General features: G+C 66.7%; 12 protein-coding genes. 7 read left to right on the forward strand and 5 right to left on the reverse strand.

What is annotated here, in order from left to right; all coding sequences use genetic code 11:
• Positions 1 to 205: 205 nt before the first annotated feature.
• From D0Y85_RS19870 to D0Y85_RS19890, 5 genes are all read right to left on the reverse strand, one after another.
• The gene (locus tag D0Y85_RS19870; RefSeq protein ID WP_240329295.1) at positions 206 to 1,471 is read right to left on the reverse strand and encodes a HipA domain-containing protein; all 1,266 of its coding nucleotides are present in this window, start codon (positions 1,469 to 1,471) and stop codon (positions 206 to 208) included.
• 2 nt (positions 1,472 to 1,473) lie between these two features.
• The gene (locus D0Y85_RS19875) at positions 1,474 to 1,968 is read right to left on the reverse strand and encodes a helix-turn-helix domain-containing protein (protein ID WP_117311735.1); all 495 of its coding nucleotides are present in this window, start codon (positions 1,966 to 1,968) and stop codon (positions 1,474 to 1,476) included.
• A gap of 241 nt (positions 1,969 to 2,209) precedes the next feature.
• Entirely contained in the window at positions 2,210 to 2,425 is a 216-nt protein-coding gene (locus tag D0Y85_RS19880) for a hypothetical protein (RefSeq protein WP_117311736.1), read from the reverse strand.
• A complete protein-coding gene (locus D0Y85_RS19885) occupies positions 2,422 to 3,066 on the reverse strand; it encodes a sigma-70 family RNA polymerase sigma factor (RefSeq protein WP_117311737.1) in 645 nt (214 codons plus the stop codon). Before D0Y85_RS19885 ends, D0Y85_RS19880 begins: the two co-directional genes overlap by 4 nt.
• A gap of 37 nt (positions 3,067 to 3,103) precedes the next feature.
• Positions 3,104 to 3,433, reverse strand: a complete 330-nt coding sequence (locus tag D0Y85_RS19890) for a hypothetical protein (RefSeq protein WP_025878030.1) — start codon at positions 3,431 to 3,433, stop codon at positions 3,104 to 3,106.
• Between the two features lie 167 nt (positions 3,434 to 3,600).
• Here D0Y85_RS19890 and D0Y85_RS19895 point away from each other — a divergent pair, with 167 nt between their 5' ends.
• The 7 genes from D0Y85_RS19895 (at position 3,601) to D0Y85_RS19925 (ending at position 12,420) form a co-directional block, all read left to right on the forward strand.
• Positions 3,601 to 5,973, forward strand: a complete 2,373-nt coding sequence (locus tag D0Y85_RS19895; protein ID WP_117311738.1) for a S9 family peptidase — start codon at positions 3,601 to 3,603, stop codon at positions 5,971 to 5,973.
• Positions 5,970 to 6,389 carry an NUDIX domain-containing protein gene (locus tag D0Y85_RS19900; protein WP_117311739.1) on the forward strand — a complete coding sequence of 140 codons (420 nt, stop codon included), beginning with the start codon at positions 5,970 to 5,972 and terminating at the stop codon, positions 6,387 to 6,389. Before D0Y85_RS19895 ends, D0Y85_RS19900 begins: the two co-directional genes overlap by 4 nt.
• A 30-nt stretch (positions 6,390 to 6,419) precedes the next feature.
• Positions 6,420 to 6,983 carry a hypothetical protein gene (locus D0Y85_RS19905; protein WP_117311740.1) on the forward strand — a complete coding sequence of 188 codons (564 nt, stop codon included), beginning with the start codon at positions 6,420 to 6,422 and terminating at the stop codon, positions 6,981 to 6,983.
• A 34-nt stretch (positions 6,984 to 7,017) separates the two neighbouring features.
• A complete protein-coding gene (locus tag D0Y85_RS19910; RefSeq protein ID WP_117311741.1) occupies positions 7,018 to 8,139 on the forward strand; it encodes a hypothetical protein in 1,122 nt (373 codons plus the stop codon).
• Between the two features lie 37 nt (positions 8,140 to 8,176).
• Positions 8,177 to 9,793: a hypothetical protein gene (locus tag D0Y85_RS19915; protein WP_117311742.1), complete on the forward strand. Its 1,617-nt coding sequence runs from the start codon at positions 8,177 to 8,179 to the stop codon at positions 9,791 to 9,793.
• A gap of 54 nt (positions 9,794 to 9,847) precedes the next feature.
• Positions 9,848 to 10,744 carry an oxygen-dependent coproporphyrinogen oxidase gene (gene hemF / locus D0Y85_RS19920; protein WP_117311743.1) on the forward strand — a complete coding sequence of 299 codons (897 nt, stop codon included), beginning with the start codon at positions 9,848 to 9,850 and terminating at the stop codon, positions 10,742 to 10,744.
• Between the two features lie 155 nt (positions 10,745 to 10,899).
• Positions 10,900 to 12,420: a hypothetical protein gene (locus D0Y85_RS19925; RefSeq protein WP_117311744.1), complete on the forward strand. Its 1,521-nt coding sequence runs from the start codon at positions 10,900 to 10,902 to the stop codon at positions 12,418 to 12,420.
• The last annotated feature ends 27 nt before the right edge of the window (positions 12,421 to 12,447 follow it).

Genomic DNA, 12,447 nt, shown 5'->3' on the forward strand with positions numbered 1-12,447 from the left:
TAGGGGGATATCGTTAAGCCGGGATGCGACCGGGTGACGCGCTGCTTCACTTTGTCGCAGGCGCCGGTGAAGACCCGGCGCAGGAAGTACCGGGCCAAGCCCGACGAGCGCACTGTTCGACCACTAGTGCCGCCCTTCCGCGCAGCAGGTTGAGCGCTGCGCAAAGCGCCTGGCTGCGGAGCTGTGCCGGATGCGCCCCTCTCGGCTAGTCTTCCGCGAGGCGAAAGGCCCCAGCCATCCGATCTTGCTCGCGCGCTGGAAGCCCCAGCTCTCTGGCCAGCGTTCGCCACTGACGGACTATCCCCTGGAATTCATCAATGATGTCGTCGGCCTCATCCAGACTCAATCGGTAATACGCAGCGACTTCGCGAGCAAGCTCCAGATCCAGGGCGTTGTCCGCTTCAGTGATGTTGAGCTTCAGGCCGTCAGCAAGGGGCACCGGGTTCATGTCATAGGCCTCCGACAGGCGCCAACCCGACCCGGGCACCAGGATGAAGCCATGATTTCTCAGGTGGTCATCCGTGTTCGAGACGAGAATGTTGAAGACGATTCTCGACCATAGTTCACGAAGATCGGTATTGGTTTGCGAACCATGCCTGATGAGCACCTCGGCCAGCTCCAGGTAGCTGACACCCGTCGAGGCATCATCGCCATCGACGTGACCAGTCATCGTCATGGCTGAGGAAAAGTGCAGACGTTTTCCATCATCGGTGCGATCAAACCGTCGAACCATGAAGCAGTGGTGGTCACTGGCAAATTTCCGTGCCTCGGCAACAGCAACGTTCAGGCCGCAACCAACAGCCAAGGCGTTGGCGACCATTTCCCAGCCTCCGACGTCGTATTCATCACGCGAGCTCGGGAACTTGGCGATGTACAGATGTCCCTGTTCATCAGTCACGCTCGCCTTGGGCCTGGCACCGCCAAGTGAGCCACCGGGAGCGATAAGCATCCTCAGCCACTGCTGGCCCTGCTGGGAGACGTTGTCTGGATCTTCTTCCAGCGCCCGGCTTGCTCGTTCCAACGCCCGAATCCCGGCAAAGGGCGGGGCGGCCAGCCCAACGGAGTCATCGAGAAATTCCCCTTGATCGTCCCGCTTGTAGCGCAATGCACCCACGCGATAGAGGTCGTGTACGCCCAGCAGGTAGTCGGTCTCGTACAGCCGTGTGCCGGCAGGCTGGGCGCCCGCGCGGATATCACGTTCGAGCCGACGTTTCATCAGCAGACGGCCCCATCGATCAGGGCTGGAATCGGAAAACACGCCGAACCTGTCTCGCGGTGCGGACGGATACTGTGGACCTCCGAAGAGAAGGATCTTCGGGTCGAGTACCAGCTGCCCAAGGACGGGGTCCGCCAGCGCCGCAGGGTCATACTGGAATTCAAATGTTTCTTGCTCGCGCGTCCTGCGCGAGTTCAGAAAGCCCAAGCGCTTGGGTTGCTGCAGGCCTTCCCAATCCGCATAAACGGCGATCATCGTCATTCCTTCTTGCCCTTGTCGCGTTTCCTGGCAGAAGGCTTCAAGAGCGAGACCAGGCTTGCCGACGTGGTTGCAGAGGGCCTGGCAGATGCGTTTTCTGGATCGACGCAGCTGTCATCGCGCAGTTCGTTGCCTCCACTGGCCATTGCCTGTCCGCCAGCCGTCTTCCTGCTGGCCTTGGGCAGAGCCTGTTTCAGGACGCCGGCCCCGACAAGGCGTGAGTCCTGAATCCGGCGACCAAGCTCATCCTCGGCCGCCAGCAGAGCAAGGTCTCGTTCAATACCAAGCACCTGCATCACTGAAAGATAGGCGCCCATGGTGACTCCCGATCCACCGGATTCCAGAGAGCGCAGTGTCATTGGCGACATTCCGGAGCGTTCTGCCACCTGCTTGGCCGTGAGCCTGCGCCGTAGACGCGCAAGCTTGAGCCGCGCCCCGAATTCGGCGAGCAGCTTCTCTGTCCCAGGCAGGAGGGGGGCGGTCTTCTTTGCCATAGCGCCAATATTTCTTCTTTTTCACAAAGAAAGAGCAAAAATATTATCTCTTTTGGCTCCAAAAGTCAGTAAAGCGCCAAAAAATACTTCATCAACCTCCAAAATGCCAATATTACACTTATTTACTACAGAAAAAGAAAGAATATTAGCACTTTCGATGTCGGCGAAAGCATGGTCATGCGACCCGAGAGGTCACCGTCCAGGGGCACTTGCCAGCGCCCAGGCACGCTTGGCGATCCGCTCAATGCCAGAAATACCAGACACCTCCGGCCACAAGCGCCCCCAGCAGCACCACCTGCACCACCGCATAGCCCACGCTGCTGTCGCGCGACTCGGACGCAATCCGCTTCTGCAGCGCTTCGCTCACATCCGGCATCTCGTCCTGCCGTGCCTGTTCATGCAAGGCCTGCGAGAGCGCACGCTCGTCGGGTTCGCGGGAATCGGTTGGTCGGCTCACAACAGTTCTCCGGCGGTGGCGTGCTTCACCAGCTCCTGTTTCAGGACCTGGCGCGCACGGTGCAGGTGGCTCTTGATGGTACCCCGGGCCAGCCCGGTCACCTGCTCGATCTCGGCCAGATCGAAATCCTCCAGGTAGTGCAGGCCGACGATCAGGCGCTGCGGCGCACTCAACCGCTCCAGCGCTGCTCCCAGGTGGCTGCCAGCCTGCAATGCCTCGCTGAGCTCGGAAGGGCCCGGACCCTCGTCACCGGCCCCCAACTTCTCCGGCGCTTCCACCGCCACCATCCACTGCGCTTCCAGTCGCCGCCGCCGCAGGTGCTGCAGCGCGGTGGTGTAGGCCACGCGCGAAATCCAGGTCCGCAACGAAGATTCAAAACGGAACCGGTGCAGCTGGCGGAACACGGCCAGGAAGGTTTCCTGCAGCAGGTCGGCCACCTGGTCGCGGTCGCCGACCATGCGCCCGATCACATGCGCGCAGGTGCGCTGATGTGTTTCCACCAACTGCGCGAAGGCCGCTTGCGAGCCGTCGATGATCGCGCCCACCAGGGCGCGGTCGTCCGACCACGCAGAGGGCTCCTCCACGGGGACATTGCGCCGCCGCCCCCGCAGTGCAGCCAGCGCTTCCCCCAGCAGGCTCATGCGTGGGGCTCCCCCTGTACCCGCAGCATGCGCCGGCTCAGCCCTTGCGCGTGGCGGGGCGGGTGAAGTGCCAAGCCAGCAGCTGGCCCAGCCCTGCACTGCCAACCAGCGCGGCAGCTGCGCCGAACGTCAGGTCGCGTGCACCGATGGCTTCCAGCAGCGCCATGGCCAGCGCCAGGCAGACCAGGCTGATGCCCCAGCGCAGGGCGCCCTGGCGGCGGCGTTCCTCCTCCAGCACCGCCAGCGAGCGGATGACTTCCTCCGGCACGTGCGGCGCCACCAGCTTGCTGCGCGCACGCGCATCGGCGATGGCATGGATCGCATAGGCGATGCAGATGAAAAGGGTGATCGGGATGAGTTCCTGCATGGTCGTGCTCCTGTCCGGTGGATGATGCGGGTTCAGGAGATTGGATGCGCGACCCTGCCGACCGGTTGCACCGCTTTGCCGATTCCGCTGCCATGACCTGTGGCCCCTGCCCGGGGCCGGGACGGCTGCTACGCTTGCCCGGTTTCCTCTTCTGGTGCCGTCCGCCCATGTCCCGAGTGCTGCCCCTGTCCCTCCTGCTGTCTGCCGTGCTGGCCGCTCCGGCCGCGCAGGCTGCGCCGACACCGATCACCATCGAACAGGCCATGGCCGACCCGGACTGGATCGGTCCGCCGGTGGAGAAGGCCTGGTGGTCGTGGAACAGCCAGCAGGTGGAGTACCAGCTCAAGCGCAACGGCAGCCCGGTGCGCGACACCTTCCGCCAGCCGATCGCCGGTGGCGTGGCCGCGCAGGTGGCCGATGACCAGCGCGGCAGCCTGGACGTGGCCGATCCGGTGTACGACCGCAGCCGCACGCGCAGCGCGTTCGTGCGCAACGGCGACGTGTTCGTGCGCGACCTGCGCAGCGGCGCACTGACCCAGCTGACCCGCAGCAACGAGCGCGCCAGCGGCGTGAACTTCGCCGCCGACAATGGCGTGATCTGGCGCGTGGGCCAGAACTGGTTCCACTGGACCGCCGCCAGCGGCGTGCAGCAGGTGGCCAGCCTGAAGGCCGAAAAGGATCCCAGCACGCCGCCGAAGGCCGACGTGCTGCGCGACCAGCAGCTGCGCACGCTGGAAACCCTGCGCCGCGACCGCGAACAGCGCGAGGCGCTGAAGGACCAGGACCAGCGCTGGCGCCAGGCCGACCCGACCCGCGCACCGGGTCCGGTGTTCCTGGGTGCCGACGTGGAGATCGTCGACAGCGTGCTGTCGCCGGACCTGGGCCACCTGATCGTGACCACCAAGCCGAAGGACTTCGATGACGGCCGCGGCGGCAAGATGCCGCTGTACGTGACCGAGTCGGGCTATGAGGAAACCGAGGACACCCGTCAGCGCGTCGGCCGCAACGGCTTCGAGCCGCACACCCTGTGGTTCGTGGATGTACGCAGCGGCAAGGCCGAGAAGCTGTCGCTGTCCAGCCTGCCGGGCATCGGCACCGATCCGCTGGCCGAGCTGCGCCGCAAGGCCGGCAAGGACGCGCTGAAGGGCGACCGCAGCGTGCAGGTGATGAGCGACTTCATGGGCGGTGGCATCCGCTGGAGCGCTGACGGCCAGCAGGCCGCGGTGATGCTGCGCGCCAACGACAACAAGGACCGCTGGATCGTCAGCGTTGCTGCCGCCGACGGCCGCGTGCAGAACCGCCACCGGCTGACCGACAACGCCTGGATCAACTGGGGCTTCAACGATTTCGGCTGGATGGCCGATGGCCGCACGCTGTGGCTGCTGTCCGAGGAATCCGGCTTCTCGCACCTGTACACCCAGGCCGGTGGCGGCAAGCCGCAGGCGCTGACCAGCGGCAAGTGGGAAACCTCGGCGCCGGTGCTGTCGGCCGACGGCAAGGGCTTCTACTTCCTGTGCAACCAGCAGGCCCCGCATGACTACGAAGTCTGCGCGGTCGATACCGCTGCCCGCCAGGTGCGCGAGCTGACCAGCCTCAATGGCGTGGAAGATTTCTCGCTGTCGCCGGACGGCCAGCAGCTGCTGGTGCGCTATTCCGGCGCCTACCTGCCGGCGCAGCTGGCGGTGGTGCCGAGTACCGGCGCTGGCCAGGCGCGCGTGCTGACCGATACCCGTACCGCCGAGTACAAGGCGCGCCAGTGGATCCAGCCGAAGCTGGTGGCGGTGCCGTCCAGGCATGGCGCCGGCGTGGTCTGGGCCAAGTACTACGAGCCGGAAAACAAGGAACCCGGCAAGAAGTACCCGATCGTGATGTTCGTGCACGGCGCCGGCTACCTGCAGAACGTGCACCAGCGCTACCCGGCCTATTTCCGCGAGCAGATGTTCCACAACCTGCTGGTGCAGAAGGGTTACATCGTGCTGGACATGGACTACCGCGGCAGCGAGGGCTATGGCCGCAACTGGCGCACGGCGATCTACCGCAACATGGGCCACCCGGAGCTGGAAGATTACAAGGACGGCCTGGACTGGCTGGTCGACACCCAGCAGGGTGACCGTGACCACGCCGGCATCTACGGCGGCTCCTACGGCGGCTTCATGACCTTCATGGCCCTGTTCCGCTCGCCGGGCACGTTCAAGGCCGGCGCCGCGCTGCGCCCGGTGGTCGACTGGCACCAGTACAACCACGGCTACACCAGCAACATCCTCAACACGCCGGACATCGATCCGGAGGCGTACCGCGTGTCCTCGCCGATCGAGTACGCACAGAACCTGCAGGACAACCTGTTGATCGCCCACGGCATGATGGACGACAACGTGTTCTTCCAGGATTCGGTGAACCTGACCCAGCGCCTGATCGAGCTGCACAAGGACAACTGGTCGATCGCGCCGTACCCGCTGGAGCGCCATGGCTACGTGCGTGCCGATTCCTGGCTGGACCAGTACAAGCGCATCCTCAAGCTGTTCGAGCAGAACCTGAAGTGAGTGCTGCCGCGGCCACGATCCACATCGTGGCCGCGGTCATCCTCGATGACCGTGGCCGGGCACTGGTGGTGCGCAAGCACGGTGCCAGCCGCTTCATCCAGCCGGGCGGCAAGCCCGACCCGGGCGAGGCACCCCTGCAGGCACTGGCACGCGAGCTGGACGAGGAACTGGGCGTACAGCTGCACACCGCTTCGGCCATCGCACTCGGCAGTTTCGAGGACTGGGCGGTGAACGAACCCGGCCATCGCGTGCAGGCGCAGGTCTGGCGGGTGTGGATCGAAGGTGAGCCGTGCGCGCGTGCGGAGATCGCCGAACTGGCCTGGGTACCGCTGCAGCCGCCGCACGGCCGGCCCTTGGCACCCTTGAGTGAACACCATATCCTGCCGGCGGTCGCTGCCCTGGCGACGGCCCGCTGACCCGGCGGGCATCGCTCACCCGGACAACGGATGTCAGCTTCGATTCCCTCGATTCCAGCACCTGCCCCACCGCCACCCAGCAACTGGGTCGGCGCAGTGGCGCAGGGCTCGTTCTGGCTGAGCCTGCTGGTCACCGTCTACTTCCTCGCGCAGGCGCTGGTCGCTGCGGTACTGGCCCGCACCGGATTCTGGACCACGCTGGTGACACTGGCATGGGAACAGCAGCTCGACGGCAGCCTGTGGTGGATGCTCAAACACCCGGCGGCCACCTCGCTGCTGGTTGCCCTGCTCTGCCTGGTCTCGACCCTGGCCAGCTGGGGCCTGTGGCGCGGGCGGCGATGGGGCTTGTGGGCCTATGTGTGGATGCTGGGCCTGAGCGCGCTGGCCAACTTCGTGATCGCCTGGTGGATGGACCGCCTGCTGCTGGTGTTGATCGCGCTGCTTGCCAGCGACCCCACGGCGCAGCATGAGCTGCAGGTGCAGCGTGTGCTGTTCACCCTGACACTGGTCGGTACCTCGGTGCTGTTCGCGGGGCTGCAGGGCTGGCTCGGCTGGCGCCTGCTGCGGCCGGACATCCGCGCGCGCTTCCGCTGAGTCGCCTCCACTCCCGCACGACAAGGATCGTCGCATGCGCTTGTTGAACTTCCTGCCCACCTTGTTCCTGCTCATCGCACTGCCCGCCGGTGCCGATGCGCTGCGGTGTGGCAAATACCGCAGTACCGATGGCGGCATCGCGCTCGTGTTCACCACCCCCAGCACCGGCTACCGCCACAACGACATCAGTGAGCCGGAGCCGCTGTGGATCGATCGCAGTGCGGCACAGACCCGCATGGTCATGCTCGACGATGGCGTGGCGCAGCCGATCCGGATCAGTGCCGATGGGCAGCGCATCGAGGACGACGTCGTCGTGGTCTACACGCTGCGCCAGCCCCGCGCCTGCGCCATCGAACCCAGCGCGATGGACGGCAGCTGCCGCGCCGCCGGCAGCCACTGCATCGCGCAGCTGCCCACCGCCTCGCCCGGCCAGGCACAGCGCGCGTGCAACGAAGGCGTTGGCGCGGGCTGCTCGGCGGTGCTGCGACAGCTGCGCGATGCAGTGACTGCGGTGGGAAGCGACGACATCGGCCCCGCGCGCTTCGAGCGCCCGCCCGTCTGCCGCGAACACACGCCCGGACATGACCCACGGGCCTGCGAGGTGCTGACCGACGATGCGCTGGCTGAAGCCATGCAGCGGGTAGGTGAACGCCTGCAACAGGAAGACGAAGATACGCTGGATCCGCGCCTTACGGCCGCTGCACGCGATCATCTGCAGCAGCTGTGCCTGCAGCACCGCAGTGGCCGCTTCTGCGTCGAAGTGGCCGGACAACAGTTGATCGCCCTGCAACCTGCGCTGGCGGTGCAGGCCCTGCAGGTGGTCTGCGATGCAGGGCGCGTCAGCGCCTGCGAACGTACCGCACCATTGCGTGAACTCGGTGCCGATCTACGCCTGGTGCCGCTCCTGCAGGTGCCGTGCGGCCGCTATCAAGCCGATGGTGGCGTGATCGAGACGCTCGACTTCGGCGATGGCGCACGCGCCCGCTTGCGCGAAGGCGCCATCCACCTGCAGCAGGACGGTGAAACCCTTGTGCTGCGCCAGCTCGGCAACGGCGACCTGCTTGGCATGGACGTGCAGACCGGCTACCAGCGTTACCAGCCGGTGCCCGGCACGGCACAATGCACGCCCCCGCGCGAGGGCCGTGGTTCGCCCTAGCGCCTGGAGTTTCCCGTTCGATCGTCAAGGAGACGACATGCCTTCATCCGCACCACACCGCCGCTGGCTGGCCTGGGCGTTGCTGCTGGCCACGCCGATGGCTGCTGCACAATCGCCACAATGTGGCCTGTTCAAGGCCGATGAAGGAAGCAGCACGCTGCATATCAGCTCACCCAATCGCGGCGAGCAGAAGCATTTCGGCAGCGCGCCGTCTCCGGTCGCCTTCCAGCAGATCGACGGAAAGCTGCAGCTGGTGAGCCTGGAATACGGCCTGCCCAGCGCGCTGCAGGTGCGCGATCGTGGCCGCACCGTCGAAGTGGATGGCACGGTCTACACCCTGCAGACGCCGGCACAGTGCGCTGCGGCAGCCACACCTGCCGCTGGCAGCTGCCTGGCCGATGCGGCGGCGTGCCTGGACAATCGCACCATCGCCCCGCTTTCCGTTCTTGAATCGGCCTGCCAGGAAGGCGTGCCGGGCATGTGCCTGCAGTTGGCTGATCGTTGGCACGATGAGGCCAAACCTGCGGTCGACGCCGATCCTGCCGTGCAGAAGGTCGCGCTCGACGCGGCCCTGTCCGGCATCACGCTCCCTGCCGCCTGCCACGACGGCGGCTTCGAGCAGGGAACCCCGGCCTGTGCCGCAGCCCTGGAGGCCGCCCCTGCGGTGCAGGAGCAGCTGGTCAAGGCAGCGATGACCGCAGCCATGACCGAAGCAGTGGTGACGATGGCGGCGCCGACGGCGCCGGTGATCGTGCCGGCTGAGCGCCGCCAACAGCTGCTGCAGCTGTGCCGGAAGGTACCGCACGGCGGCTTCTGTACCCGCGTGGCTGAGCTCTCCTGGGAAGCGGGAGATCCCCTGCAGGCGGTGCAGGCACTGGCTGCGGCCTGCACACCCGGCAATGAAACCACTGCCTGCGAGCGCCTGCCTGCGCTGCAGGCGGTGGGCGCATCGCTGCGACCGCAGCCCGCAACGGCCCTGCCCTGTGGCAACTACCGGTCCGACGGCGGCCTGATGGACACGCTGGATTTCGGTGACGCTGGTCTGGTCGGTGTTGGCTGGAGCAGCCAGCTGCGTGCGCGTGTCGAGAGCGGCGACATCCGTATCCGCCATGACAAGGGCGGTGACTTCGTGCTGCGTCCGCTGCCTGGCGGCCAATTGCTGGGCCTGGACAGCTGGACCCGCTTCCAGGTGTTTGCCCCCACGGGTGAGGGCGCAACCGGCTGCAGCGGACCGAAGCAGTACACGGTGCTGCCGCTGCCACAGGATTGCCCGCTGGCACTGGCCGATGGCGGTGGTGCCGAGGCCTGCTGCGCACAAGGCAAGCTGCAGGGCTGCAACATCCTCGGCAACCGCCTTGCGCTGGCCGGGAACTGGCTGCAGGCCGCCGAACACTACACCACGGTCTGCCGCGCCGGTGTCCGCGAGGGGTGCGAGAACCTGGTCACCGCGCAGGGCAACGGTGCCGGTGTGGACGCACGTGCAACCCTGGAACAGCTGTGCAAGGCCGACCGCAACGGCCTCCACGTGGCCTGCGACGTGCTCGAAACACAGAACTGGAAGCTGATCGTTCTGGGGGGCGCCCTGCAGAAGGCGGCCGATGAGGCGGCAGTGGACGACACCCCGGCGCCACGCAGTTCCAACCGCAAGCGCTGAGTCCGCCAGGGCCTGCCCGTAGCTTCGGGCAGGCCCTGCGGTAAAGTACGCGCCATGAACGAATTCGAGCGCGTTCGCGCCTACCTCACCGACCTGCAGGATCGCATCTGTGCGGCAATCGAGTCCGTCGATGGCCGCGCACGCTTCCAGGAAGACCTGTGGCAGCGCGCCGAGGGCGGCGGTGGCCGCACCCGTGTGCTGCGCGATGGCGCAGTGTTCGAGCAGGCCGGCATCGGTTTTTCCGATGTGGCGGGCAGTCGCCTGCCGCCCTCGGCCTCGGCCAACCGGCCAGAACTGGCCGGCGCCTCGTGGCGTGCCACCGGGGTGTCGCTGGTGTTCCACCCGCTCAATCCCTACGTGCCGACCACCCATGCCAACGTGCGCTTCTTCCAGGCGCAGCGCGATGGCGAAGTGGTGGCCCGCTGGTTCGGTGGTGGCTTCGACCTGACCCCGTTCTACCCGTTCGACGAGGACGTGCTGCACTGGCATCGGGTGGCGCGCGATCTGTGCGCGCCGTTCGGTGAAGAACGCTACGCCGCGCACAAACGCTGGTGCGATGAGTATTTCTTCCTGCGCCATCGCAACGAAACACGCGGCGTGGGCGGTCTGTTCTTCGACGATCTGCACGGCGATTTCGAGCGTGACTTCGCCTACCTGCGCGCGGTCGGCGATGGTTTCCTCGATGCGTATCTGCCGATCGTGCAGCAGCGCAAGGACACGCCCTACGGCGAACGCGAACGCGAGTTCCAGCTGTACCGCCGTGGCCGCTACGTAGAGTTCAACCTGGTCTACGACCGCGGCACGCTGTTCGGCCTGCAGAGCGGCGGCCGCAGCGAGAGCATCCTGATGAGCCTGCCCCCGCGCGTGCGCTGGGAGTACGGTTTTACCCCGGAAGACGGCAGCGCCGAAGCGCGCCTGGCCGATTTCCTGGTGCCACGCGACTGGCTGTAGGCGCTTCCGGTACCGGGCGCTGCACGCGTTGCCGCTGCGCAATCCCTGCGGTTGTGCGGACCGCCGCCCGCGCGGCGGTGGCCCGGCTGCGGCGTGCTCTGCGGCGGTGTGTTCCGCTTCATTCCCCCTCTTGTCTTGAATCAAGGAAGACCGTGATGCCCGTTGTTGTTTCCCCACGCCGCCGGATGAGTACCTGGCGCACCATGCTGCTGCTCGCGCTGGCCGTACCCAGCCTGCCGGTGGCCGCGCAGTCGATGGCCTGCGGCACCTACCTGCAGGACGGTGGCAACGCCAGCCTGACCATCGAAAGCGAAGCCCACGGCTTCCTTTCGGGCCCCTACCAGGCCACGGAACGGCTGCGGCTGGTACGCCAGGACAACCTGCTGGGCACTGGCAACCTGTCCACCGGCCGCTTGGAGAACTGGGAGTTCAGCGACAACGACCGCACGGTCACCGGCGGATACCACACGTTCCACCTGAAAGCAGCGGCCGCCTGCAAGCCGGTACCGGAGATGGTCGAAGGCAGCTGCATGGCCGACACCAGCGCCTGCCTGGAGGCACTGCCCGAGGCCGCGCCCACGCAGCTGCACGCCTGGTGCAGCGAGGGCGTGGAGGCGGCCTGCACCCAACTGCAGGAGACCTACCAGCGCCAGGCCGAGGAGGCGCAGCCGCAGCGTGCCCGGGCCGAGCCGCAGATGCCGCCCTACTGCCGCGATGACGCATCGCCCGAGGAGGGGGAAGCCTGCATGGCCGTCATGAAGGCCATGGCCGGCGAGCTGATGGGCAGGGCGGTGATGGGCCTGGAGCAGACCCTGGACGCACCGCTGCCAGCAGCGCAGCTGGATGAACTGGCGGCGCTGTGCGCGCAGCAGCAGGGCGAGTCGTTCTGCAGCAACGTGGCCGAGGCGCTGTGGAACGGCGGACGCCTGCAGCAGGCGCAGCAGGCCCTGCACCGCTCGTGCGCGCAGCGCGAGGGCACCTACGCCTGCGGCCCGGCCAAGGGCCTGGCGATGCTGACCCCGCTGGCGCCGTCGGCGCTGACCCCGGTCGCAGCTACCGCGCTTCCCTGCGGCCGCTTCGAGGCCGAGCTTGGCCTGCTGTCGTCGCTGCGGTTCCTGGATGCCGGCCTGGTCGAAGTGGAGGGTGTCGGCACCCGCCTGCGCGCACGCGTGCAGGACGGCAGGATCCTGATCCGTCGTGACGTCGGCAGCGATTTCGTACTGCAGCCACTGAGCAACGGAACCCTGGCCGGGATGGACAAGGACAACCGCTACGGCTACTACCAGCGCATGGACAAGTCCGCGACGAGCTGCCAGCCGCCGCCGGCATTCGTGGAGATCCCGCAGCCGCTGGACTGCCCGACCCTGGCCCGCAAGGGCGGCGCCGCGTCATGCTGCAACGACGGCAAGCTGCTTGGTTGCAAGGTCGCGGGTGAGGAACTGCACAGCGCGGAGAAGTGGGCGCAGGCCCAGCCCTATTTCATCAAGCTGTGCAGCGCCGGCGTGCGCGATGGCTGCCTGGGGCTCGCCGCAGGCTATGCACACACCGCCGACCCCAAGGTACCGCAGACGATGGCGGCGATCTGCGCCAAGGACGGCAAGGGCACCCATGTAGCCTGCGATGTGGACGCGACGCGTGACTGGGCAGGCATGAAGGCGCAGGCGGCCGAACAGTAAACCGTGTCGGCGTGGGTCGCAGGAGTC

This window comes from Stenotrophomonas sp. G4 (genome assembly GCF_003428825.1).
GTDB classification, from domain to species: Bacteria; Pseudomonadota; Gammaproteobacteria; order Xanthomonadales; family Xanthomonadaceae; genus Stenotrophomonas; species Stenotrophomonas indicatrix.